The organism is Bacillus vallismortis (assembly GCF_040784915.1).
Taxonomy (GTDB): Bacteria; Bacillota; Bacilli; order Bacillales; family Bacillaceae; genus Bacillus; species Bacillus subtilis_G.
Genome location: NZ_CP160797.1, coordinates 2833172 through 2856510 on the forward strand (window position 1 = coordinate 2833172; position 23339 = coordinate 2856510).

At 44.3% G+C, this 23339-nt stretch carries 24 protein-coding genes, 2 pseudogenes and 2 other annotated features; of the genes and pseudogenes, 2 read left to right on the forward strand and 24 right to left on the reverse strand.

The genetic code is table 11. From position 1 onward, the window contains the following. Positions 1–20 precede the first annotated feature (20 nt). Entirely contained in the window at positions 21–599 is a 579-nt protein-coding gene (gene spo0B, locus ABZM97_RS13965) for a sporulation initiation phosphotransferase Sop0B (RefSeq protein ID WP_087992307.1), read from the reverse strand. Between the two features lie 62 nt (positions 600–661). On the opposite strand from spo0B, the pseudogene ABZM97_RS13970 reads away from it, so the two are divergent. After that, positions 662–800, forward strand: a pseudogene (locus ABZM97_RS13970) (hypothetical protein). Positions 801–918: 118 nt separating this feature from the next. Here the strand turns inward: ABZM97_RS13970 and rpmA are convergent. The 16 genes from rpmA to valS all read right to left on the reverse strand — a co-directional run bounded on the left by rpmA (position 919) and on the right by valS (position 15321). Continuing rightward, positions 919–1203, reverse strand: coding sequence for a 50S ribosomal protein L27 (gene rpmA, locus ABZM97_RS13975; RefSeq protein ID WP_003152662.1), 285 nt, complete (start codon positions 1201–1203; stop codon positions 919–921). Positions 1204–1215: 12 nt separating this feature from the next. Beyond that, positions 1216–1554, reverse strand: a complete 339-nt coding sequence (locus ABZM97_RS13980) for a ribosomal-processing cysteine protease Prp (protein ID WP_003229669.1) — start codon at positions 1552–1554, stop codon at positions 1216–1218. Positions 1555–1556: 2 nt separating this feature from the next. Then, positions 1557–1865, reverse strand: coding sequence for a 50S ribosomal protein L21 (gene rplU / locus ABZM97_RS13985; RefSeq protein ID WP_087992308.1), 309 nt, complete (start codon positions 1863–1865; stop codon positions 1557–1559). A gap of 13 nt (positions 1866–1878) precedes the next feature. Continuing rightward, positions 1879–1952 (reverse strand) — a sequence feature (ribosomal protein L21 leader region). Between the two features lie 57 nt (positions 1953–2009). Next, positions 2010–2876, reverse strand: a complete 867-nt coding sequence (gene spoIVFB / locus ABZM97_RS13990; protein WP_087992309.1) for a stage IV sporulation intramembrane metalloprotease SpoIVFB — start codon at positions 2874–2876, stop codon at positions 2010–2012. Further along, positions 2869–3663 carry a stage IV sporulation protein SpoIVFA gene (gene spoIVFA / locus ABZM97_RS13995; RefSeq protein WP_087992310.1) on the reverse strand — a complete coding sequence of 265 codons (795 nt, stop codon included), beginning with the start codon at positions 3661–3663 and terminating at the stop codon, positions 2869–2871. The genes spoIVFB and spoIVFA overlap by 8 nt, the downstream gene beginning before the upstream one ends. A gap of 154 nt (positions 3664–3817) precedes the next feature. Beyond that, the gene (gene minD, locus ABZM97_RS14000; RefSeq protein WP_367386889.1) at positions 3818–4624 is read right to left on the reverse strand and encodes a septum site-determining protein MinD; all 807 of its coding nucleotides are present in this window, start codon (positions 4622–4624) and stop codon (positions 3818–3820) included. A 1-nt stretch (position 4625) separates the two neighbouring features. Further along, complete coding sequence (minC, locus tag ABZM97_RS14005; protein ID WP_087992313.1) at positions 4626–5306, reverse strand: septum site-determining protein MinC; 681 nt, start codon at positions 5304–5306, stop codon at positions 4626–4628. Positions 5307–5357: 51 nt separating this feature from the next. Further along, a complete protein-coding gene (gene mreD, locus ABZM97_RS14010) occupies positions 5358–5876 on the reverse strand; it encodes a rod shape-determining protein MreD (protein ID WP_087992314.1) in 519 nt (172 codons plus the stop codon). Then, entirely contained in the window at positions 5873–6745 is an 873-nt protein-coding gene (gene mreC, locus ABZM97_RS14015) for a rod shape-determining protein MreC (protein WP_087992315.1), read from the reverse strand. Before mreC ends, mreD begins: the two co-directional genes overlap by 4 nt. 30 nt (positions 6746–6775) lie before the next feature. Then, a complete protein-coding gene (mreB, locus tag ABZM97_RS14020; protein WP_087992316.1) occupies positions 6776–7789 on the reverse strand; it encodes a cell shape-determining protein MreB in 1014 nt (337 codons plus the stop codon). Positions 7790–7880: 91 nt separating this feature from the next. Continuing rightward, positions 7881–8576, reverse strand: a complete 696-nt coding sequence (gene radC / locus ABZM97_RS14025) for a DNA repair protein RadC (RefSeq protein ID WP_087992317.1) — start codon at positions 8574–8576, stop codon at positions 7881–7883. A 36-nt stretch (positions 8577–8612) separates the two neighbouring features. Further along, complete coding sequence (locus ABZM97_RS14030; RefSeq protein ID WP_087992318.1) at positions 8613–9182, reverse strand: Maf family nucleotide pyrophosphatase; 570 nt, start codon at positions 9180–9182, stop codon at positions 8613–8615. 151 nt (positions 9183–9333) lie between these two features. Next, positions 9334–10332, reverse strand: a complete 999-nt coding sequence (locus tag ABZM97_RS14035; protein ID WP_202327048.1) for an SPOR domain-containing protein — start codon at positions 10330–10332, stop codon at positions 9334–9336. Positions 10333–10465: 133 nt separating this feature from the next. Next, on the reverse strand, positions 10466–11212 hold the full coding sequence (locus ABZM97_RS14040) for an A24 family peptidase (protein WP_202327046.1): 747 nt from the start codon (positions 11210–11212) through the stop codon (positions 10466–10468). A 135-nt stretch (positions 11213–11347) separates the two neighbouring features. Next, a complete protein-coding gene (locus ABZM97_RS14045; protein WP_202327044.1) occupies positions 11348–12640 on the reverse strand; it encodes a folylpolyglutamate synthase/dihydrofolate synthase family protein in 1293 nt (430 codons plus the stop codon). Positions 12641–12678: 38 nt separating this feature from the next. Continuing rightward, positions 12679–15321: a valine--tRNA ligase gene (gene valS, locus ABZM97_RS14050; protein WP_253268453.1), complete on the reverse strand. Its 2643-nt coding sequence runs from the start codon at positions 15319–15321 to the stop codon at positions 12679–12681. 59 nt (positions 15322–15380) lie between these two features. Then, positions 15381–15604: a binding site (T-box leader), on the reverse strand. 165 nt (positions 15605–15769) lie between these two features. Here valS and ABZM97_RS14055 point away from each other — a divergent pair. Next, positions 15770–15961, forward strand: a complete 192-nt coding sequence (locus ABZM97_RS14055; protein WP_202327033.1) for a hypothetical protein — start codon at positions 15770–15772, stop codon at positions 15959–15961. Between the two features lie 18 nt (positions 15962–15979). Here ABZM97_RS14055 and cotN read toward each other — a convergent pair whose 3' ends face one another. From cotN to hemC, 7 genes and pseudogenes are all read right to left on the reverse strand, one after another. After that, on the reverse strand, positions 15980–17005 hold the full coding sequence (gene cotN, locus ABZM97_RS14060) for a spore coat protein CotN (RefSeq protein ID WP_202327032.1): 1026 nt from the start codon (positions 17003–17005) through the stop codon (positions 15980–15982). Between the two features lie 32 nt (positions 17006–17037). Next, entirely contained in the window at positions 17038–17202 is a 165-nt protein-coding gene (locus ABZM97_RS14065; RefSeq protein ID WP_230939517.1) for a LysM peptidoglycan-binding domain-containing protein, read from the reverse strand. 747 nt (positions 17203–17949) lie between these two features. Continuing rightward, positions 17950–19161, reverse strand: a pseudogene (locus tag ABZM97_RS14070) (morphogenetic spore protein (stage VI sporulation)); the annotation flags it as partial. Between the two features lie 133 nt (positions 19162–19294). Next, positions 19295–20587 (reverse strand): glutamate-1-semialdehyde 2,1-aminomutase, encoded by a 1293-nt coding sequence (gene hemL / locus ABZM97_RS14075; RefSeq protein ID WP_087992326.1) that lies wholly within the window; start codon positions 20585–20587, stop codon positions 19295–19297. A gap of 29 nt (positions 20588–20616) precedes the next feature. Next, positions 20617–21591 (reverse strand): porphobilinogen synthase, encoded by a 975-nt coding sequence (gene hemB / locus ABZM97_RS14080; protein WP_202327026.1) that lies wholly within the window; start codon positions 21589–21591, stop codon positions 20617–20619. Then, positions 21588–22376 (reverse strand): uroporphyrinogen-III synthase, encoded by a 789-nt coding sequence (gene hemD, locus ABZM97_RS14085; protein ID WP_202327019.1) that lies wholly within the window; start codon positions 22374–22376, stop codon positions 21588–21590. The genes hemB and hemD overlap by 4 nt, the downstream gene beginning before the upstream one ends. After that, entirely contained in the window at positions 22366–23307 is a 942-nt protein-coding gene (gene hemC / locus ABZM97_RS14090) for a hydroxymethylbilane synthase (RefSeq protein WP_087992329.1), read from the reverse strand. The genes hemD and hemC overlap by 11 nt, the downstream gene beginning before the upstream one ends. Positions 23308–23339: the final 32 nt, after the last annotated feature.

The window sequence follows — 23339 nt, forward strand, 5'->3', positions numbered from 1 at the left end:
CTAAACCGTTAAAAACTCCGCTAGTCCAACCCAATTTCAACCATACATTCGTGACTTGTGATCTCAAAACGCAAGATATCAATGTCCACATATCCATTTTGCCGAATATCGTCAAAAGCAGATGAATCGGCAAAAGCGCCGTGAAAATCAAGATACAGAATGAGCTGTCTGTCAGGATGATCCGTTTGCAGTGAAACCGTTAAATGATTTTCGCTCTCTCTGCTGACTGCTTGATCAAACAGATAGAACAGCTTTCTCATCAGTTTCGTCAGCTTTTGATCATAAGCCGATAAATCCTTAATTTCTCCAAGAACTTCATATTCAAGTGTCATATAATGGGTTTTCCAATTAAACGTAAGAAAATCAAACGCCAAGTGCGGTGTTTTCAGGTTTGAGAGCTTTGATTCGTGCTTTGCGTCTATAACCATTTCTTCAATCATTTCAAAGACGCGGTCATACTTCTGCAAGCTTAAGTTTCCTTTAATCAGCTGCAGCTTATTCATCCAATCATGCCGGGAATGGGCAAGCAGATGAATCAGTTCATTTGTTAATGCCGTGTCGTTTATATTTTCTTCTTGTTTTTTTGAAACATCCTTCATTTTCGCACTCCCAATCATTTAATTTCTTATTTAGGAGTCTGTATAAGTGTGTATTATGAATTATAACAGAGAAGGCTTTATTAGAAAAACAATTGTTTTTCCCAGAAATATCATGTTCCTTTTTTTCTGGCTAAGGTTGATTTGCAGCCAGGCAGAACATTTTATGTATTACTGCTTGGGGAACATATCCAGTGGGTTTGAGACGTTTATTCTCATTCTTGGCGGGGTCTGCTCGCACATACTCTGCATTTCATTCTTGGTGTTTACTCCGCATTATTGCAAAAAAAACTCCAGTCATCGACCGGAGTTTTTTGAATCATTATTGAGCTACAGGATATACGCTCACTTTTTTGCGGTCACGGCCGAAACGTTCGAATTTAACAGTTCCGTCGATTTTCGCAAATAGAGTGTCATCTCCGCCGCGGCCCACGTTTTCACCTGGGTAAATTTTTGTTCCGCGTTGACGGTAAAGGATAGAACCGCCTGTTACGAATTGACCGTCAGCACGTTTAGCACCTAAACGTTTAGACTCAGAGTCACGTCCGTTCTTTGTAGAACCTACTCCTTTTTTAGAAGCGAAAAACTGAAGATCTAATCTAAGCATGTAGCTCACCTCCTATATTATGTTTGTGGTCACACGCAAGTTATCTTTGTAATCCCGTTCAATTGTCTCCAACGAAACAATCATGCCTTCAATCAGCAGCTGAGCTTTTTGGCGCGCCTCCGGATCAAGTGATTCAGGGAATTCAAAGTAAAAATAACCCCCGTCCTCCCCTATATCAAGAAGCGGCTCGAAGCCCGCGAGCACAATGACTGCGTTAACAGCTCCAAACACAACGGCTGTTACTCCGGCACAAACAAGATCTTGTCCATGTTCAGCAAAATTCGCATGGCCTGTCATTTCAAAAGACAATATGCCTTTATCATGAGACCTTCTGATTGTTGCCTGAATCATGCTTACGCGTTGATTTTTTCGATCGTCACTTTAGTGTAAGGCTGACGATGACCTTGTTTTTTATGAACGTTTTTCTTTGCTTTGTATCTGAAAACAGTGATTTTTTTCGCGCGGCCTTGTTTTTCAACTTTAGCCGTTACTGTCGCGCCTTCAACTGTAGGGTTGCCGACTTTCACGTTGTCTCCGCCAACAAACAAAACGTCTTCAAAAGTAACTGTTTCACCTGCTTCAACAGCAAGTTTTTCGATGAAAACAGTTTGGCCTTCTTCAACTTTGATTTGTTTACCGCCTGTTTTAATGATTGCGTACATTCTCTGCACCTCCTATTAGACTAAGACTCGCCAGATACCAGGGGGCTTTAAGCTCTTAACACCTGTACTGAGCGGTTGTAGCAATGGTGCTACATCCATAACATTAAAAAATATACCAAAACACAAGACGTTTGTCAAACCATTTTAGTAAGGCAGCAGCAGTTCTTCCATGGAGGAATTCGTCCGCTTATCGGCAAAATAAGCATGCAGCACTTCATTCTCGTCAAGCTGACTGAGTTTCTGCCCTGATTTCTCTATAATAATCGGATGTTTGCAGCCGCGCTTGAACTCGGCCATCACATGATAGACTTTGTCCTCTGCCTTTACATTGAGCGGCAGCAGTTTTTCGAGCTCACGGTTTTTTCCGTAATACCGTTCAAGCAGAAATCTCACATGGATATAGTGCCTTTGCCTGTATTCCTCAAACAAAGAAACAGCCAGAAAGACAAACAAAATCCATGCACTGATTTGCAGAGGAACCACAAATAAAACCCAACACCCAAGCAGCAGGCAGAAGCAGAGCGATGTTTTTAAATTCAGCCTGTGAGCTCTTTGAAAGGGAAGCTGCTTGGAAAACAACAAAAATAACAGCTTTCCGCCATCAAGAGGCCAGATCGGCAGCAGATTGACAAATAAAATAGAAAGGTTATAAAAGGTGAAGAGTTCAAAGGTATGCTGATGAATCAATGAGAATTCTGCAAACATCCAGGCTGCAAACTGAAGCCAGATGTGCTGAAGAGGACCGGCAATAATCACCGCAAACTCTTCCTTTAACGGCCGATTCCCGTGCTCTTCCACTTCAACCGTCCCGCCAAACGGCAGCAAAAAAACTCGCTTGATTCTCCAAGAAAAAAACACGGCCAGAGCAGCATGCCCCAGCTCATGGATCAGCACAATCAGAAGCAGGCATAACAATGCTTTCATATGGCCTGTGACTAGCCCCAGCGCAGCGATAATCCAAAGAAAAGGATGCACATGAATTTTCAAGATAAGGTCGAGCCATTTATTCAAATGAAATCACCTGAATCGGATCAATAAATTTATCGCCGTCTTTCATGGCGAAATAATAGACCCCTTTATTATGATCATCCAGTTTAATCGAACCGAGCTTTTTGCCTTTATCTACAAAATCATATAACGCAACTTCGACATCTTTGAGCTTGCCATAAATACTATAGGTGTTGTCAGCATGCTGCACCTTAACTGTCAGTCCCGTCTGGCTGTCTTTGCTGACTTCAACTACATAGCCTTCTTTTATGCTATCAATTGTATCGCTGCTTGTTTCAACTTTAATCCCTTCCCCATTGTCCTGAAAATCCTGCTGCACTTTCCCGGATGCAGGCGCGATCAGATCTTGTCCCACTGCGATCTGCTGTTCCTTATTTTTATGTTCAGGAGCCAGAAAAGCAAGCGGATTGCCAAATTTCGTTTCAAACCAATGGCTTGCTGAGGCAAATTGAAATTCAGTTTCGAAGGTTTTGGCAACGACGGGTTTAATCTGGCTGACGGGTCCCATATTCGTTTTATAGACTATGGCGGAAACGAGAACAAGGCAGGCCGACAGAAGACATTTTAGGATAATTGAATCTGTTTTAACCAAAGGGTGTTTTCCGTGGAATTTCGAAATGTTATCTTCATAGACCGGAAGAGTTCCATGCTTTTCCTGATCCGTTACCATTACCCAAGACGGGGGTTTCTGTTTTTCAGAAACTGTCTGAGTAGAGAAACGTTTTGAGCCGGAAAACTGTTTTCTTCTTTTCTCTAATCGTTTTCTGATTTCATCTGCTCTGTGACTCATTGCCATCATCCTTTGCATTCGTTGGGTTTGTACATCATATGTCTTGTCCAGGGCAAATATTCATTTTACTCTTACTCAAGCACAAAGCAGACAAAAACAAAAAAATCTGACACAGCATTTGCTTTGTCAGATTCTTGTCTTTGATTCTATCACATTAAGATCTTACTCCGAAAAACGACTTAATCTTAGCCATCATTCCTTTGTTTTGCTCTTCAAGCACCTGCAAAGGAACAGATTCGCCTAAAATGCGGCGGGCAATATTGCGATATGCAATGGAAGCGCGGTTTTTCGGGTCCATTGCAATCGGTTCGCCATGGTTGGAAGCTTTAATGACTTCATCATCATCAGCCACGATTCCGAGCAAATCGATCGACAAATGCTGTACAATTTCGTCGATGTCCATCGTATCACCGTTTTTCATCAGGTGATTTCTGATTCTGTTTACAACGAGCCGCGGCGGTTCAATGTTTTCCTCTTGCTCCAGCAGCCCTATAATACGGTCAGCATCACGAACAGCTGAGATTTCAGGCGTTGTGACCACAATTGCTTTATCAGCTCCGGAAACGGCATTTTTGTATCCTTGTTCAATTCCGGCAGGACAGTCTATGATGACATAATCAAATTCCTGTTTGAGCTGTTGGACCATATTTTTAATTTGTTCAGGAGCAACAGCCGTCTTATCGCTCGTTTGAGCAGCAGGCATTAAATAGAGCAGATCATCGAAACGTTTGTCTTTTACGAGCGCCTGATGCATTTTGCATCTTTCCTCTACAACGTCTACAAGATCGTAAATAATTCTATTTTCAAGCCCCATTACAACATCTAGGTTGCGCAGCCCTATATCAGTATCTACTAAGCATACACGCTTCCCTAAAATGGCTAAGGCGGTACCGAGATTCGCAGATGTTGTCGTTTTACCTACTCCGCCTTTTCCCGAAGTTATTACGATAGCCTCACCCAATTCACATTCCTCCCTCAAGCCTTGTTAGATCAGGTCTTAAATGAGCCAAATGTTGAAGGCGTTCAATGACCATATTTCCGTCTGTATCTAAGTAAGCACATTCCATTTCGTTCCCTTTTTGAATGTGGTCTGGGGAGCGATTTAACACATGATTGATTCTTAATTGTGTCGGCAGCATTTCAGAGGCAGCGATGACCGCTTGATTATTTCCGTTAAATCCCGCGTGCGCGACACCTTTCAGTGAGCCCAGAACAAAAATGTTCCCTCCGGCCCTGACTGTTCCGCCGGGATTCACATCACCGATCAGGAGCAAGTCGCCTTTCACCTGCAGCACTTGGCCTGATCGGACAATTTTTGAAACAGAAATAATTTCAGCTTCCTCTTTCATACGCTGTGCTTCTTTTTTAGTAATGACTTCACTGTCAATAGAATGAACAAACAAATCCTTCTTTGACGCGATCAACTCGGTCAGCTGTTCCTCTTGCTCTTTATATAAAAAGCGATTTCCCAGCTTAACATGGACGCTGATTTTCTGGCCTTTACCATCCGTATATTGTTCAATTGACAGCATATTCTGAAGACCATCGAGAAGCTCATCAAAAGAACACGCATCATCCAGATGCAATGTTAACCCGTTCTTTGTTCCTTTTATTGTTACATATTGCTGCTTTTTGGTCTTCACAATATCACCTCAACAACATACTTATTTCGTCAAAAAAAGATAAAATCCTTTTTACTCATCTCTCAATTCTTTCTTTAGACTCATAAAAAATAATCTAAATGGCAGAACCAGAATAAGAGCGGCTGCAATATTTAATAAAACTGTCGGTATAAACCGGTCAAGCACAAATCCGTTAAACGTCATGATGTCTTTATGAATCAAAGACTGGATGCCGAACACGAAAAACTCGAGCACGCAGACAGCGAGAACAGCTATTAATATTACCACAAATGCGTTTGTATGCAGTACTTTAAACGCTTTTGAAGCCAAATAGCATAACCCGGCAAACCCAAACATATAAACGCCTAATAGACTTGTATAGTTCATGTCATATAGAAGGCCAAAAATAAATCCGTAAATCATCGCGTGTTTTTGATTGATGAAAGCCGACATGAATATCAATACTAGCATCAGAAAACGCGGGACAAGCACCTGATCATCTGTAACGAACGGAAAATGCACCAGATCTGTAAAAATGCTTTCCGCAGAAAAAACAAGCATCATAACGAAAGGGAGAAGGAAACGTTTCACGATCCTTCCTCCTCTGTATCGACTGTCGGCACATCACGGTTAACAACGATCACATTATTTAAATCGGTAAGATCAGCCGCAGGTTTTACATAAGCAACTTTCGTTAATCCATAGGAATCCGACTCAATATCCGTCACTTCACCGATTGTCAGCCCCTCTGGGAAAACTCCGCCTGTTCCAGATGTTTCAATAAGATCGCCTTTTTTCACGTCTTGTTTATCCTTGCGCTCAATAATTGACATCTTAAGCCGTTTCTTGTCTCTGTCATAGCCTTCGATCAATCCGTAGCCTTTGCCGCCTTTTTTTCCGGAAATTTTCGTCGCGACTCTGTTATTGCGGTCAGTATCGCTTAAAAGCTGAACAGCAGACGTAAAATTGTTAAGTCCGGAGCTTTTGATCTTGCCGATTAATGCGCCTTTTTCGTTTGTAACAGCCATATCTTTCGCTACGTTTTGCTGAGTCCCCTTATTAATGGTGACCTGTTTCGCCCAATTGTCTGGGCTTCTGGCAATGACCGTCGCTAAAATCGGCTTGTAATCTTTAATCGAATTGACATGGCCAAGCTCGTCACGCAAGGATTTGTTTTCTTCTTCAAGTTCTTGAAGTTTGGCTTCATATTGTGTCTGTCCGTCAAGCTTCTCTCTCAGACGCTCGTTTTCTTTGTATGTGTTTTTTAAATCATTAATGTTCTCAAATATCCCTGCAAAAAATTCGGCAGGCGTATGAAAAATATTTTGAAATACTCCCGTCGTATCGCCGATCACTTTCTCAGGCCAGGTGGTATTGCGGCCGCCCTTCAGCGAAAATCCAATCATAGCCACCAATATGATAATACACAGAAGTAATAGCATTAACCGTTTATTCGGCATCGTGTTACACCTCTTCTATTGAACTCCCGATTATCTAGTTTTCCCTTTGAAAAGATGGATGTGCTCCAGTGCTTTTCCTGTTCCGATCGCTACACAATCAAGCGGGTCTTCGGCGATAAGGACCGGCATTTTTGTTTCTTCGCTGATGACTTTGTCCAAGTTGCGAAGAAGCGCTCCGCCGCCGGTTAACACAATGCCTCTGTCCATAATATCAGCTGCAAGCTCAGGCGGTGTTTTTTCAAGTGTGCTCTTCACCGCTTCCACAATTGTAGATACAGTGTCGCGCAGAGCACCAGAAATTTCTTTTCCTGTAATTTCGATTGTTTTCGGCAGACCTGTCAATAAATCGCGTCCGCGGATTTCCATTTTATCGGATTCTTCAGGAGCTTCTGCAGATCCGATCTCCATTTTAATCGCTTCAGCCGTACGGTCACCAATCATCAGGTTGTACGTTTTTCTGATGTAGTTGATAATCGCATCATCCATCTCATCACCGGCTACGCGGATTGACTGTGACGTTACAATGCCGCCAAGGGAAATAATCGCAACCTCTGTCGTACCGCCTCCGATATCAACTACCATGCTTCCAGTCGGTTCCCAAACCGGCAGATTGGCTCCGATTGCTGCGGCAAACGGCTCTTCAATCGGATACGCGTCACGCGCTCCGGCCTGTCTTGTCGCATCGATGACAGCGCGTTCTTCAACAGCTGTAATGCCTGATGGGACACAAACCATGACATATGGTTTTCTGGCAAACATGCCTTTATTTTTAATGGCTTGATTGATGTAATATTTCATCATTGTAGCCGTTGTTTCATAATCAGCGATAACGCCGTCTTTCATCGGGCGAAGGGCCACCACGTTGCCCGGTGTCCGTCCGATCATATTTTTTGCATCATTTCCGACAGCAACAATCGACTTCGTATCCGTTTGCAAAGCGACTACTGACGGCTCTCTCACGACAATTCCTTTTCCTTTTACAAAAACAAGCGTATTCGCAGTTCCAAGATCTATACCAAGGTCTCTTGCACCAATTCCAAACATATGTATGTATCTTCCTTTCTTAAAGCAAAAATACCCTAAAGGGAAAAACTCATAAACTCTATTATAGCTTAATTCGACGAAAAAAAAAGTGTTACAAATATCCTTTTTCCTTTAAACTCACAAATTTTTTATCCCCGATCACCAAATGGTCAAGCAGCTCGATGCCAATCAGGTTTCCGCATTCAAACAGGCGTCTTGTCACTTCAATATCTTCCCTGCTCGGCGTCGGATCTCCAGAAGGATGATTATGAACACAGATAAAGGAAGCGGCAGATCGTTTAAACGCTTCTTTAAACACCTCCCGCGGGTGGACAATAGATGAATTCAGGCTTCCGATAAATACGGTGCGTTTATGGATGACTTGGTTTTTTGTATTTAAGTATAAACAGACAAAATGCTCCTGGGTTAAAAAGCGCATATCCTCCATGACAAGATTTGCGCCGTCTTCCGGGGAGCGAATGACGAAATGTTCTTCGTTGGCTAATTTATGAATACGGCTTCCAAGCTCAACTGCCGCCAGTATTTGAACCGCTTTTACCATACCGATTCCCGGGATGCTCGACAGCTCTTCAACTGATGCTTCTTTCAGCAGACGCAGTCCGTCAAAAGTGAGCAGGAGCCGGTTTGACAGGTCCATAACAGATTCGTGTTTCGTGCCTGTCCGTAATAATATAGCCAAAAGTTCATGATTGGCTAAGTTCTCGGCTCCGACTTTCAGAAGCCGTTCTCTTGGCTTATCTTTCGTTGGGAAATCTCTAAGTTTTAATGGCAGATCGTGTATGATCAAGCACTCCTTTTCTTTCCCTTCCCGTTTATAGAACCGTCATGCCTTTATATCAAAATGGCGAAGAGCTCTCATCGTTTTTGATATAGGCAGTCCCATGACTGAATAATAATCTCCGTCTATTTTCTTTACAAAAAGCGCGCCTCTTCCTTGGATGCCGTATGCACCTGCTTTATCCATCGGCTCTTTTGTTTCAATATAAGTCCAAACCTCTTCTTCACTGAGGGGCCAAAACACAACTTCTGTCTTATCATAAAACGTCTCGCTGTGATTTTCAGCTTGTATACTGACCGCGGTGATTACTGAATGACTTCGGCCTGAAAGCCTCCGCAGCATAGAAGCAGCTTCTTCTTGATCTTGCGGTTTGCCGAGACATTCGCCGTCTAGGCATACCATTGTATCAGCGCCGATAACGATTGCATGCGGGTGGAGATCAGATACAGCCTTAGCTTTTTGTTTTGCCAACCATTGGACGTTTTCTTCTGGTGAAAAGTTTCGATTTAATTTTTCCTCTACTTCACTGACAATAATGGAGTAGGGCAGCTGGAGAAGATCGAGGAGTTCTTTCCTGCGTGGAGATTGTGAAGCAAGTATTAGCGGCTTTGTCATGTTCGTCATCCTTTCAGGGTTTGCTTAAGAAAAAAAGATACTCGTTTATCCTATCAAATCATGAGGCTTGTCACAATTTCAGAAAAATAACTTTTTCATGACAAAATAAAAAAAGCCTGTCGCTAAAGGACGAAGGCTCAGGTACTTTCTCTTATTTAATGACGGCTAACAGCTGCTGCTGAGCCTTCCACCCGGCTTCAGCACTTGGGTCCTCTAATTCCTTTAATGCCTGCAAAATCGCTTTTTTCTCTCCTTCTCCTGATGCTTCTGTTTTACCAAGCGACTTTTCTATTTTTTCTACACTCGCTTTTGTAATGTCTTCGCCGAGAATCGCCTTTGCTGCAAGCTCAGCTGTTTCCTTGAAAGAATCTGTCATATCTGACTCTATTGATAAGGAAAGCTCCTTGCCTCCCCAGGCTTCAAAATCACTGTCGATTAAAAGCTGCCCCAATTGCTGTGACACGTCCTTATCACTGGCTAAACCTGCGATGACATACGTATACCCGTCATCCTTTGACAGTGACACTGCGGAATAACCTTTTTCGGTCAGTTGTTCTGTTAACGTTTCGGCACCCTTTTCATTTGAGAATTTTCCGGCTTGTACAGCGTATGTTTCATATGTACCTTCAGCTGGTGCCGCCGGTTTTTCTGCGCCTGAGCTTTGTTTATCAGCAGAAGCATCTCCGGCTTTTGCCGTTTGGCTGCCTAGTGAATCATCTAAAGAGGCCGGGGCTGACGCTTCTTTATTGCCCGAGATGTTCAACGCGAATAAGCCTAATCCGGTGCCTATGACAGCTGCAAAGGCAATCGTCGCCGCCACTCTTTTTACGGGTTTGGCCGTCCCCGCTTTTCCTTTTGCATACAGCTTTGTTTTCTTCTTTTGATAGGGCGGAACGACTTTTGGATCCTCTTTAAACACCTTGTCCTCTTCGGAATTCCAGTTAAATTCATCTTCATCAGGATGTTCATGGGATGCCGCGACCTCTTGTTCTGCTTTTCTCTTTTCCTCCCAATTTGAAAATGTCATGTTTTTTTCCATCTCAGTTTCAGGCGTTTCTTGTTCGTAAACCGTCTCTTCTTTTCCATTAATCGTCACCTTGAGGGCTTTTTCTGCGGCTTTATTGTTTTTTTTATTCTTCCTTTTTTTCAATTCCGCTTCCTCCCTTTGTTTGCTTGACCGTTCATGTCGGCTTTTCATGCTACACACTTTAGCACAGGCGAAAAAAAAAAGAACAAGACTTTTGTCGTCTTGTCCAAAAAACGTTCGTCAAATTTTTCAGCGGTCAGCCCAATGCCACCTTCATATAAAAAGAAATAATAGAGTCGCCGTATAAATAGGCTAAAATGCTCCCTGCCGCAATTGCGGGGGCAAAGGGAAGCGGCTGCCCTTTGGCGAGTCTTCCAGTCAGGACGGCTGCCGCTCCATACACTGCACCTATCAAAATAGAAAAGAAAAAGGCAGCTGCCAGCACTTTCACACCAAGCACGAAGCCAATCACCGCAAATAATTTAATATCTCCTCCCCCTATTCCCCCATGGGTGAGTAAGGCAATTAAGACCAGGAAAAGAAATCCGGCTGCCGCACCTAACAGGCCGGCATACCAGGAATCAAGCGGAGAAATCAATCTGGCTGCCGCTAAAAAGGGGAGAAAGAAAATCAATATTCGATTTGGAATCAGCATAAAATGAATATCTGTCACTGCAACAATGATAAGAAGAGAGGTAAACACAACAGCGGGAAACAGCTCCGGAGACGGGCCAAAGCGTATTCCTGCAGCGGCAAATAAACACGCTGTCACAAGCTCTGCCGCAGGATACTTAAAAGAAATTCTATGCCCACAGCTTTTACATTTGCCTTTTTGGAAAAGGAATGACAGGATGGGAATTAATTCTGCGGGAGTTAATGTCCGCCGGCAAAACGAGCATGCTGAACGAGGCTTGACAATAGATATACGCAAGGGGATACGGCACCCGGCCGTATAATAAAACGAGCCAAGGATCAGCCCGAGGATAAATAGAATGGGAAGCATAGACAACACACCTTTACAAGATACTGGCATGGATTGTAGCAGAATGAGCGCCTAAACTCTAATCGGGAATTTTCGATTTTACGCGTAAAAAGCCCCGGCAAAATCTCATTTTCGATACTGCCGGGGCTAGACCTATTATTTTAACCTTTTGCGAATGTCAGAAATAAAATAGAGCGATCCGGTAATCAGCACAATTTCATTTGAGCCCTTTTTGCTTTCTATGAATTCGATCACATTGTCCGGATCTTCATCCCAGCTTTTATTGCTGATTTCACTTACATCATAGAGATCTTTTGCAAAAGAAGCACGCGGGAAATCAAAAGAAGTAAAATGAATCGCATGCGCTATGGTTTCCAATTTCTTAATCATATCGTGATACGGTTTGTCCTTTAACGCGCTAAACACCACAGAAATGCGGGAATCAGGGAAACGCTGTTTCATCGTTTCCGCCAGCTTTTCAACGCCTTCTTCGTTATGTGCACCGTCTAAATATACCGGCGGATGTTCTTGAACAAGCTCTAATCGTCCCGGCCAAGCAGCCTTTACCAGCCCGCTTCTTAACGCTTCATCACTGATATGAACAATCTTCTCCCTATTGAGGCACTCAACAGCCAAAATGGACAAAGCCGCATTTTGTCTTTGATGGGTGCCGATCAGAGATGTCCGAATATCGTCATAGCACTTCTCGCCCGTTTTAAATGAAAACTGTTCTCCGGCAGGCAGAGCCAGTTCATTGAAAATAACAGATGTATCATGTAATGACTGAAACGGCGCAGCATGTCGTTCAGCTTCATGACGTATGACCTGTAAGGCTTCCGGCTGGGTAACAGCTGTAACGATTGGAATACCTTCTTTAATAATTCCGGCCTTTTCTCCTGCAATTTCTTCAATGGTGTTTCCTAAAATGTTCATATGATCGTGCCCGATGCTTGTAATCACTGTTAAAAGCGGTTCAACCACATTCGTAGAATCGAATCTACCGCCTAGACCTGTTTCAAAAATAACAAAGTCGACCTTATGAAACTCAGCAAAATATAAAAACGCACACGCCGTCATAATTTCAAATTCGGTCGGCTGTCCGTATTTCGTTTGATCAAGCGCTTCAACGTGCGGTTTCATCTGATTGACAAGTGCTGTCCATTCCTCATCTGAAATCGGTGTCCCGTTAACGCTGATCCGTTCATTAAACGTAATGATATAAGGTGACGTAAACGTTCCAACCGTATATCCGGCTTCTTGCAGTATAGAACGGATAAAAGCGACAGTTGATCCTTTACCGTTTGTTCCTGCGATGTGGAACGCGCGGATTTTCTTTTCAGGATGCCCTAACCGCGCCATCAGCTGCTCCATTCGGCCGAGTCCGGGCTTCACACCGAATTTCAGCCGCCCGTGAATCCAGCTGCGCGCTTCTTCATATGCACTAAACAATGGTAATCCCCTCTTTTATAAGACAAGGCGGTTTCTCATTAGCCCTTCAGCTCAGCCATTCGTTTTTGAACAGCGTCACGCTTTGCCACATAATCTTTTTCTTTTTCACGCTCTTCATCAATTACGTGCGCAGGCGCTTTTTTCATAAATCCTTCATTTCCAAGTTTCTTTTGGACGCGCTCGACTTCTTTTGTCAGCTTATCGAATTCTTTTTGCAGACGAGCAATTTCTTCATCAATATTAATTAAGCCTTCAAGCGGAAGAATAACCTCTGCTCCTGAAACAACAGCCGTCATCGCCTTATCAACGGCCTCGATATCCTTGCCGATTTTAAGTACGCTCGGATTCGTAAAGCGTTCAACGTATGAACGGTTCGCTTCAAGACGGGCTGCTATTTCGTCTGTGCTTGTTTTAATATACAGTTCAACCTGCTTGCTCATTGGCGTATTGACTTCACTGCGGATATTGCGCACAGAACGAATCAGCTCAACAAGAAGCTTCATGTCAGCTGCCGCTTCAGTATCGGTATGCTCCGGTACTGCAACAGGCCATTGGCTTACTGTAATGGATTCGCCTTGGTGAGGAAGGTGCTGCCAAATTTCCTCCGTTAAGAACGGCATAAACGGATGGAGCAGGCGCATCGTTTGATCCAGTACGTAAGCAAGGATGGAACGGGTTGTTTTCTTAGCCGCTTCGTCTTCTCCGTAAAGAGGAAGCTTCGCCATTTCAATATACCAATCACAGAAATCGTCCCAAATAAAGTTGTATAAATGGCGGCCGACTTCACCGAATTCATATCGATCAGCAAGCTGCGTCACGTGCTCGATCGTTTCATTTAATCGCGTTAAAATCCACTTGTCAGCAACTGATTTTTCGCCTGACAGATCAAGCTCATCGTATGTCATGCCATCCATGTTCATTAATGCAAAACGGGAGGCATTCCAAATTTTATTGGCAAAATTCCAAGTCGATTCCACTTTTTCATAGCTGAAGCGCAGATCCTGGCCAGGAGAGCTTCCAGTCGCAAGGAAATAACGCAGAGAATCGGCTCCGTACTTGTCAATGACATCCATCGGATCGACACCGTTGCCAAGAGATTTACTCATTTTCCGGCCTTGCTCGTCACGGATTAAGCCGTGGATTAAAACATCTTTGAACGGGCGCTCGCCTGTAAATTCAATGCCTTGGAAAATCATGCGTGACACCCAGAAGAAAATGATATCGTACCCTGTCACGAGAACGTCTGTCGGGTAGTAGCGTTTAAAGTCTTCAGCTGTTACATCAGGCCAGCCCATCGTGGAGAAAGGCCAGAGCGCAGAACTGAACCATGTATCCAGTACGTCTGTATCCTGTTCCCAATTTTCGCTGTCCTCAGGCGCTTCAAGCCCGACATATAACTCGCCCGTTTCTTTATGATACCAAGCCGGAATGCGGTGGCCCCACCACAGCTGACGGGAAATACACCAGTCGCGGATATTTTCCATCCAGTGTAAATACGTTTTTTCGAAACGGTCAGGCACAAAGTTGACTTTCTCGTCTTTCTTTTGCAGCTCAATCGCTTCATCAGCAAGCGGCTGCATGCGCACAAACCATTGTGTAGAAAGATATGGCTCAACAACAACCCCGCTTCGTTCACTATGGCCGACAGAGTGCATATGATCCTCGATTTTGAAGAGAACTCCTGCCTCCTGTAAATCTTTTACGAGCTTTTTGCGGCATTCAAAACGATCCATACCTTGATATTGCAAAGCATTTTCATTCATCGTTCCGTCTTCATTCATGACAAGAATGCGTTCTAAATTGTGGCGGTTGCCAAGCTCGAAATCGTTCGGATCATGAGCAGGCGTAATTTTCACAGCACCTGAACCAAACTCCATATCAACGTAGTCATCACCGACAATCGGGATTTCACGATTTGCAATTGGCAGGATCACCGTTTTTCCGATCAGGTGCTTATAGCGCTCATCTTCAGGGTGAACGGCAACGGCTGTATCACCGAGCATCGTTTCAGGACGTGTCGTCGCAATTTCAATTGAGCCTGAACCGTCAGCGAGCGGATAGCTCATATGGTAGAACGCGCCCTGAACATCCTTGTAAATGACCTCAATGTCGGATAGGGCTGTTTTTGTCGCAGGGTCCCAGTTAATAATATATTCGCCTCTGTAGATCAAGCCTTTTTTATAAAGCTTAACGAAAACTTCACGAACCGCTTTGCTTAGGCCTTCATCCAGCGTGAAACGTTCACGGGAATAATCAAGGCCAAGGCCTAATTTCGCCCACTGGCTGCGAATAAAGTCAGCATACTCTTCCTTCCACTTCCACGTTTCTTCGAGGAATTTCTCGCGGCCCAAATCGTAGCGGGATGTGCCTTCTTCACGAAGTTTCGCTTCCACTTTAGCCTGTGTCGCGATGCCGGCATGGTCCATACCCGGAAGCCACAGCACATCATAGCCCTGCATGCGTTTCATTCTTGTTACAATGTCTTGCAGCGTTGTGTCCCACGCGTGGCCAAGGTGAAGTCTTCCTGTTACGTTCGGCGGCGGAATGACAACAGAATACGGCTCTTTTGTCTGGTCACTGCCCGCTTCAAAAAATTTGCCTTTCAGCCAAAAATCATATCGGTCTTTTTCAATCGCTGCCGGATCGTATTTCGTCGGCATTGTTTGTTCATTCGTTTCCATGATAACCCTCCAGCATGTTTAAAAATGACTGAGAACGAAAAAAGAGCTCTTCATCCCTATAAAAGGACGAAAAGCTCTTTCGCGGTACCACCTTTTTTCATGAACTCTAATCAGTTCATGCACTTACAACGGATAACGGGTGTTTCCCGAATTTCTCTACTCTTCTTTCAAGAAATTATGCTCCCGGGCGACCTTCCAATCAGACAACATAAGAAGCCTTTCAGCAAACGGCTTCTCTCTCTGCATGCGCCTTTTTTGTACTCTTCCCGTTCTAAGCAGGTGTATTTATCAGCTCATTATATACATTATTTATGTTCTTTATTATAGTAAAAGTGTTTTTGATTCGTCAATCATCTTTTCCAAAAACGCCGCTTTATATACAGATAGGCAGGCACCTATTGCCCAAGTTTACATATGATGCTTGTAAATGCGTAGAGGAGGATGCACCGTGAAGAAACGTTTCAGCTCTTATTCGCTGCCGCCGTGGGTCAAACAAATTCGGCTTGTATCCACGCAAGTGATTATACCCATTACAATTTTTCAAGGAATCAGAACCATTTTCTTTCCGACAACCTTTGATGTTTTGCTGCTCGCAATCCTAATCTTTTTAGCTTGCGCCCTTCATTTAGAATGGATATAAACAAACAAGTCCGCGCCATTAAGACGTGGACTCGTTTTCAGCCTGGAATTTTTTCTCTTGTTCAATCTGATGAATCTTCATCACAAAAGGCTCTATATTTTTCATTTGCCAGTAAGCCTTTAATAATTGTGTACATTCATCTTTTTCAAGTTGCCTTTTCCCTGTTTGATAACGGTTGAGCACCTTGTACATGGCTGCCGGGTATGCCATATAGCTAAGAAAAAGGCTGACTTCCGCTTCACGCAAAGGGAATGATTTCGTATATGCATAAAACCATTCGACGCATTCCGGACAAGCTTTTGGAAAGCCCCTGAACATTTTTGTATAAAAACCGAGCAAATCGTTTTGCGGCGGGCCGACAGACGCTCTTTCAAAGTTTGTCAAATACCCTGTCCCGGCATCATTATATAGAAAATGGTGAATAGACAGACTGCCGTGGTTCATGACAACCCTTGAGACACCCTTTTCTTTAGCCGACTCATACCAGTCCTCTATCCGCTCCAGTGCAAAGTTCACCGCGGAAATGGTTTCTGAAAAATAGGTTGCGGCCTGCAGTTCAAAAGGGGAAAGGTACCATTCCTTCTCAGCTCTGTCTACAAACTGTTCATAGAAAATTTTATCATGTTCCCACTTTTTTTTCGTTTGTCCGTAATAACGTTCAATATCATCACGTCTGACCTTCATTTCCTGCGCGGTTCTCTCGTGAAGACGGGCTGTTTCTCTAAATAAATAATCATGTTTCTGATCCCGTTCTTCCTCCTGGTCAAATTGAAGCCAAGGCATTAAATAATAGGAATCTCCTGATTGTAAGCCGGCTGAGAAAAACTCTCCGCTATTTGTTCTGTAAACGGGTACAAATGAACGAAAACCTTTTTCCTCTATCGCCACCATGTGATCTGTAAACTGTTTGCCGCAAACCGATTTCAATTTTTTCAGGGCAAATACGCCGTAGTCTGTATACACTTTCCACACAAGAGGACTGACAGGCTCAATAAATTGAGCAGTCAGTCCGTACTCCTGAAGAACCGATTGGGTATCTTCCATTCCATTCACCACATTTTCCGATCGCTTACGGCTTACGCATGGCTGTTGTTATATTGCGGAATATAGAGGATCTGTCCTGCTTTCAATTCATCGTCCAAGGCTAATGAATTCATTCTGATCAGCTGCTGGGAAGTAATTTCATACCGTTCGCATAAACGTTCGATCGTATCTTCCTGCTGAACAATGCATATTTTCATTCTCGAAAACTCATCCTCTTCTCTCGTAAAGAGTTTTGTTAAATAAAGAGAATTATCACTTTCCTTTGTTTGAGGTTCCTTTGTTTTAGCAGCAGGAGCAACTTTAGGAACATCATCCGCTTCCTTCCTTTCTGTCTCAGAGGTCTCAGGCAGCTGGAAGGAATGAAAAGGTGTTTCTTTCTCAGGCTCTTCAGCCGGAGGTGTTTTTCTCACTTCAATTTCAAAGCTTTCTTCCTCTTGTTCTTCCTTTTCCAGCAGTTTTGGCGCTGAATAAAAAGAATCTTCCTCTTCTTGTTCGGACAGGAAGGTACGGTATACTGGTGTAAGCTCTTCTCGAGGTGTCTCCTCCGAGCTGGCTTTTTGATTGAAATGAAGGTGTAAAACGGATTCGTCATTCTCCACATATGCAGCTGACGCTGGTTCCTTTGTTCTGCTTTCTTCTATGGACAGAACGGTCTCAGACACAGCCTCCGGAGCTTTTTCCGTTTCTTGACGAAGTGCAGGTTCAGTGTACTCCGCTTGATCTGCTTTTTCCGTTTCTTGACGAAGTGCGGGCTCAGCATGCTCCGCTTGGTCTGCTTTTTCCGTTTCTTGACGAAGTGCGGGCTCAGCGTGCTCCGCTTGGTCTGCTTCTTCCGGTTCTTGACGAAGTGCAGACTCGTCGTGCTCCGCTTGATCTGCTTTTTCCGTTTCTTGACGAAGTTCAGGTTCAGTGTACTCCGGTTGGTCTGCTTCTTCCGGTTCTTGACGAAGTGCGGGCTCAGCGTACTCCGCTTGATCTGCTTCTTCCGGTTCTTGACGAAGTGCGGGCTCAGCGTACTCCGCTTGATCTGCTTCTTCCGGTTCTTGACGGAGTGCGGGCTCAGCGTGCTCCGGTTGGTCTGCTTCTTCCGGTTCTTGACGGAGTGCGGGCTCAGCGTGCTCCGGTTGGTCTGCTATTTCATTTTGAGCCTCTTGACGCAACGCATATTCAAGAATAGGAGCCACTGGTGTTTCTGCTTTTTCCTCAGCAATCACAGTCTCTTTATGTTGCTCAGCTTGCAAAGCCGGTGATTCTTCCGCTCCAGAATTTTCACGAAGCTGAGCCTCCGCTGGAGAGACCGCTTCTTCACGAACATCTGCTATTGCAGCTGCTGGCTCTGGCGTTTCTTTTTTGGCATTAACACTCTCTTGAACCTCTTTTCCCGATGCATCAGATTCTGGCTCAGCTTCTTCTGTTTCCAATTCCGCACGAGTCGCTGCTTCCGGCACTGCAAGCTCTGGATCGTCTTTCCCTTTCACAACTTCTCGCGCCTCTGGTTCTAAAGCAACTGATTCCGTCGGTGCAGATTCTGCTTTTTCTGTTTCCAGCTCTTCACGGAGCCCCGCTTTCGAGACAAAAAGTTCTGGCGGTTCGGCTAGCGGTTCATCCTTTACAACTGCTTCCCCTGTCGGAGGTGCATCCGTTTCTAATACACTTTGAATCGGCGGTTCAGAAAGCTCTTCCTCCCTGAATGCCGCAGGAGCTTCATATAGAGGAATCTCCGGCTCTTTATCTGCCGTATCATCCAAAAGCCCTTCGATCGCTAAATCAGCCTGAATCGTTAAAATGCGCGAATCCGTTAATTGATAGTCAAATGCGTCAATAAAGACGAAGACATCCTGTAAATGGCTCACTTTATTTTTAGGAATGGTAATATCCACAGGAAAACAGTGAGTCAGTTCCGCGCTCCCATCCTCTCTCTTTCTGACTTCTTCAACAAACCGCTTATCGGTATAAAACTCTTCGGTATGTTTGTTTTGATCTATGTTGTACTCACCTGTAAGTTCAAGCGATCCTCTGATTGATACATAATCATTGACTTCCTGAACCCTAATGTCAGGATCTAATGAAATAGAAAGCAGTTCAGAAACTTCCTGTCCTTTTTGGAAATAGATCGATTCTTCTACAGAAAATTGCAATCGATGATTTTGCGGCAAGTTCATATCCTCCTTTCATCTAATCCTTAAAATTAGATGTCACTAAAGGTGTATGTATGAACTGGGGGAAATATGAGTGGGCGAGCACAGAAAAAAACCGGTACAAGGATGTCCTTGATACCGATTTTCACTCTTATCCGCGGCTGATCTCAGCGAATACTTTCTCAGCTGCCTCGATTGTTTTTTCAATATCTTCACCAGTATGGGCCGTTGAGAGGAAAAGACCTTCAAATTGTGAAGGCGGAAGAAATACACCTGCATTTGCCATCCCTTTATAATAGTTAGCAAACAGCTTCAAATCAGATGATTTGGCTGTTTCATAATTGATAACAGGTTCGTTTGTAAAGAAGAAACCGATCATTGAACCTGCGCGGTTAAAGGTATGCGGAATGCCATGAGCCTCGGCGGCTTTAGAAATGCCTTCTTCCAGCCTGTCGCCTTTTTTGATGAAATTCTTGTAGGATTCAGGTGTCAGCTGCTTCAATGTTTCTAAGCCAGCCGTCATCGCAAGCGGGTTGCCTGACAATGTGCCGGCCTGATAAATCGGACCGCTCGGAGCGATCTGCTCCATGATTTCAGCCTTGCCGCCATAAGCGCCGACAGGAAGCCCGCCCCCGATCACTTTTCCTAAACAAGTCAGATCAGGCGTTACCCCAAAATAACCTTGAGCACAGTTATAATCAACCCGGAAGCCTGTCATCACTTCATCAAAAATCAGCAGGGAACCATATTCCTCAGTGATATCACGCAGACCCTGCAGGAAACCTTCTTGCGGCGGAACAACTCCCATATTTCCGGCAACCGGCTCAACGATAACACCTGCAATGTCTTCACCGAATTGCTGGAAAGCAAGCTTTACACTTTCTAAATCATTGTACGGGACAGTAACGGTGTTTTTCGCAATGCCTTCAGGCACACCAGGGCTGTCAGGCAGACCGAGAGTGGCCACTCCTGAACCCGCTTTAATCAAGAGGGAATCGCCGTGTCCGTGGTAGCAGCCCTCAAATTTCACAATCTTGTTGCGGCCCGTATAGCCTCTTGCCAAACGGAGAGCGCTCATTGTGGCCTCCGTTCCGGAGCTGACCATTCGCACAATTTCTACAGATGGCACACGATCAATAACGAGCTTTGCCAGTTCATTTTCAACTTCAGTCGGAGCACCGAAGCTTGTCCCGTATTCAGCCACTTTTTTGAGGCTCTCTACGACGCGGTCATTTGTATGGCCTAAAATTAAAGGCCCCCATGACAAAACGTAATCAATATATTCATTTCCGTCAATATCGAAGATTTTTGAGCCTTTTCCGCGCTCCATAAAAATCGGGTCCATGTCTACCGATTTAAATGCGCGAACAGGACTGTTCACACCGCCCGGCATGAGTTTTTGCGCTTCTTTAAAAGCCGCTTTAGATTTTTCATAGCTTCTCATCTGCCTCAACTCCTGTCAACTGAATAAAATTACTCCGCAAGCCATTTCGCTGCGTCTTTCGCATGATACGTAATAATCAGATCGGCGCCTGCACGCTTCATGCTTGTTAAAATTTCTAACACAATTTCTTTTTCTTTGATCCAGCCGTGCTGCGCTGCAGCCTTCACCATTGAATACTCTCCGCTTACATTATAAGCGACGAGCGGCAAAGTAAATTCATTTTTCACATCACGCATGATATCCATATATGAAAGCGAAGGTTTGACAATCAAAAAGTCCGCGCCTTCCTCGACATCTGATTGTGCTTCGCGAAGGGCTTCCATACGATTGGCAGGATCCATCTGATATGTTTTGCGGTCTCCAAATTGCGGCGTGCTGTTTGCTGCATCACGGAACGGGCCGTAAAACTCACTTGAATATTTCACGGCGTAAGACATAATCGGAATATTGACAAACCCTTCTTTATCAAGCGCTTCTCTGATAACCGTAACAAATCCGTCCATCATGTTTGACGGCGCAATGATATCCGCACCTGCTTTCGCTTGACTGACAGCTGTCTGCGCCAAAAGTTCCAGCGATTCATCATTGAGGATGACCCCGTCTTTGACAAGTCCGCAATGGCCGTGATCTGTATATTCACATAAGCATGTATCAGCGACAACAACCATCTCAGGGAAGTGTTTTTTAATTTCTGTGATGGCTTCTTGGACGATGCCGTGATCATGGTACGCTTGTGTACCGCAATCATCTTTTTCTTCTGGGATGCCGAACACGATAACAGATTGGATGCCCAGTTTGACCAGCTCTGCCACTTCATCCTTCAATACATCCAATGATACATGGTAAACATCAGGCATTGACGGAACAGCTTTTTCACCTTCGAGCCCTTCAACGACAAAAATCGGATAAATAAAATCGGATGGATGCAAGCGTGTTTCCTTTACCATCTCTCTCATTGCTTTTGAAGACCGCAGGCGGCGGTGCCTGTTAAATGATTGACTCATATTCTCTCTTCCTCTCTTGACATGCTGCACATTAACTCAAGCATGCCATCTATTGTAAATGTATCAGGCGTATGCGATGTGATGCCGTACGTCATCAGGGCGTCCCTTGTTAAAGGTCCGATGCTGATACAGGCCGTCCTGTTCATCTGCCACTTTTTCAATTCTTCTTTTAAGACATGCATAAACGTATGTACGGTTGATGAACTCGTAAAAGTCACATAATCAAATGAGTATTGACTCGCAGCCTCTTTCAGTGCCTTGATGCCTTCTTCATCCGGAATCGTTTCGTAGACAACCCATTCCTTCACTTCAAAACCAAGCGGGATAAGCTCTTTTTTCACCACATCACGTGACAAATTACCTTTAATCACAGTAATCCGTTCCTCGGGTTCAGCGTGCTGCTTAAGGGTCTCTGCCAATTGTTCAGCGATATAATCCTTAGGCATCACATCAACCGATACGTTATGCGTTTCCAACCGGCGGGCCGTTTTTTCACCGACTGCCGCAATTTTTTTATGCGCAGGAAGAATAAGCTGATTTTCCTTTAGGTAAGAAAAAAAGAAGTCCGCTCCGTTCACGCTTGTAAAAACAAGCCAGCCAGGCGCGGCAAGATCCTCTTTCACCTGTTTCGCAACATCGTTTGGCAAAGCGCGGCGAAACGTAATTAAAGAGGTCAAAACCGCTTTTCCGCCAAGTGCCTCCACTTTTTGCTGAAACGATTTTGCCTGCGCCTTATTCCGGGTGACTAGCACTGTTTTTCCCTTCAGCGGAAAATCATTTTTCATCCTCATCAAGCTCCTGTTTTACACGATCAATTAATTCTTTGGCTCCTTTGGCAGCCATAAGAGCGGCACAGCGTTTTCCGACTTCTTCCGGATCGTTTCCTGTAACGGTTTCTTTATAAATGATTTTGCCGTCCGGAGAAGCAACAAGACCTGTCAATTCAATTTCATCCTGCTCGTTTAAGACGGAGTAGCCTGCGATCGGAACCTGGCAGCCGCCCTCCAACGCGTTTAAATAAGCACGTTCCGCCAACACAGTCCGTTTTGTATATTCATCTGTAAACTGTGAAAACAATGCCAATAGTTCGTCATCCGTTTCTCGGCACTCAATCGCCAGTGCCCCCTGGCCCACTGCAGGCAAGCAGCGTCCAGGCTCGAGGAATTCGGTTACAACATCTTGCTTCCAGCCCATTCTGGAAAGTCCGGCAGCGGCTAATATAATCGCATCATAATCCTCAGTTTCCAGCTTTTGAAGTCTCGTATCTATATTACCTCTAATCCATTTAATTGTAATGTCAGGACGCTCAATCAAAAGCTGCGCGCTTCTTCTTAAACTGCTCGTGCCGATGACAGCGCCTTCCTTCATTTCTGAAAGCTTTACGCGATTCTTTGAAATAAGGGCATCACGAGGGTCTTCTCGTTCAGGAATACAGCCGATCACAAGGCCTTCAGGCAAAACAGCAGGCATGTCCTTCATGCTGTGTACCGCCATATCAATCTCTTCGTTTAAAAGCGCTTGTTCAATCTCTTTGACAAACAGCCCTTTTCCGCCCACTTTTGATAGTGTAACATCGACGATTCGGTCGCCCTTTGTCACAATTTCTTTAATTTCAAAAGCAAATGAAGGATTGATTTCCTTCAGTTTTTGAATGACCCATTTGGTTTGAGTCATAGCGAGTTTGCTCCGTCTGGAACCTACTTTAATCGTTCTCATATTTTTCTTTCCTCCCGAATCTGCTTGGGACA

Coding starts and splice junctions, on each gene's coding strand:
- spo0B (WP_087992307.1), bottom strand. CDS start 599: ATGAAGGATGTTTCAAAAAAACAAGAAGAAAATATAAACGACACGGCA.
- rpmA (WP_003152662.1), bottom strand. CDS start 1,203: ATGCTTAGATTAGATCTTCAGTTTTTCGCTTCTAAAAAAGGAGTAGGT.
- ABZM97_RS13980 (WP_003229669.1), bottom strand. CDS start 1,554: ATGATTCAGGCAACAATCAGAAGGTCTCATGATAAAGGCATATTGTCT.
- rplU (WP_087992308.1), bottom strand. CDS start 1,865: ATGTACGCAATCATTAAAACAGGCGGTAAACAAATCAAAGTTGAAGAA.
- spoIVFA (WP_087992310.1), bottom strand. CDS start 3,663: ATGAGTCACAGAGCAGATGAAATCAGAAAACGATTAGAGAAAAGAAGA.
- mreC (WP_087992315.1), bottom strand. CDS start 6,745: ATGCCGAATAAACGGTTAATGCTATTACTTCTGTGTATTATCATATTG.
- mreB (WP_087992316.1), bottom strand. CDS start 7,789: ATGTTTGGAATTGGTGCAAGAGACCTTGGTATAGATCTTGGAACTGCG.
- ABZM97_RS14030 (WP_087992318.1), bottom strand. CDS start 9,182: ATGACAAAGCCGCTAATACTTGCTTCACAATCTCCACGCAGGAAAGAA.
- ABZM97_RS14040 (WP_202327046.1), bottom strand. CDS start 11,212: ATGCTTCCCATTCTATTTATCCTCGGGCTGATCCTTGGCTCGTTTTAT.
- valS (WP_253268453.1), bottom strand. CDS start 15,321: ATGGAAACGAATGAACAAACAATGCCGACGAAATACGATCCGGCAGCG.
- cotN (WP_202327032.1), bottom strand. CDS start 17,005: ATGGAAGATACCCAATCGGTTCTTCAGGAGTACGGACTGACTGCTCAA.
- ABZM97_RS14065 (WP_230939517.1), bottom strand. CDS start 17,202: ATGAAAATATGCATTGTTCAGCAGGAAGATACGATCGAACGTTTATGC.
- hemL (WP_087992326.1), bottom strand. CDS start 20,587: ATGAGAAGCTATGAAAAATCTAAAGCGGCTTTTAAAGAAGCGCAAAAA.
- hemB (WP_202327026.1), bottom strand. CDS start 21,591: ATGAGTCAATCATTTAACAGGCACCGCCGCCTGCGGTCTTCAAAAGCA.
- hemD (WP_202327019.1), bottom strand. CDS start 22,376: ATGAAAAATGATTTTCCGCTGAAGGGAAAAACAGTGCTAGTCACCCGG.
- hemC (WP_087992329.1), bottom strand. CDS start 23,307: ATGAGAACGATTAAAGTAGGTTCCAGACGGAGCAAACTCGCTATGACT.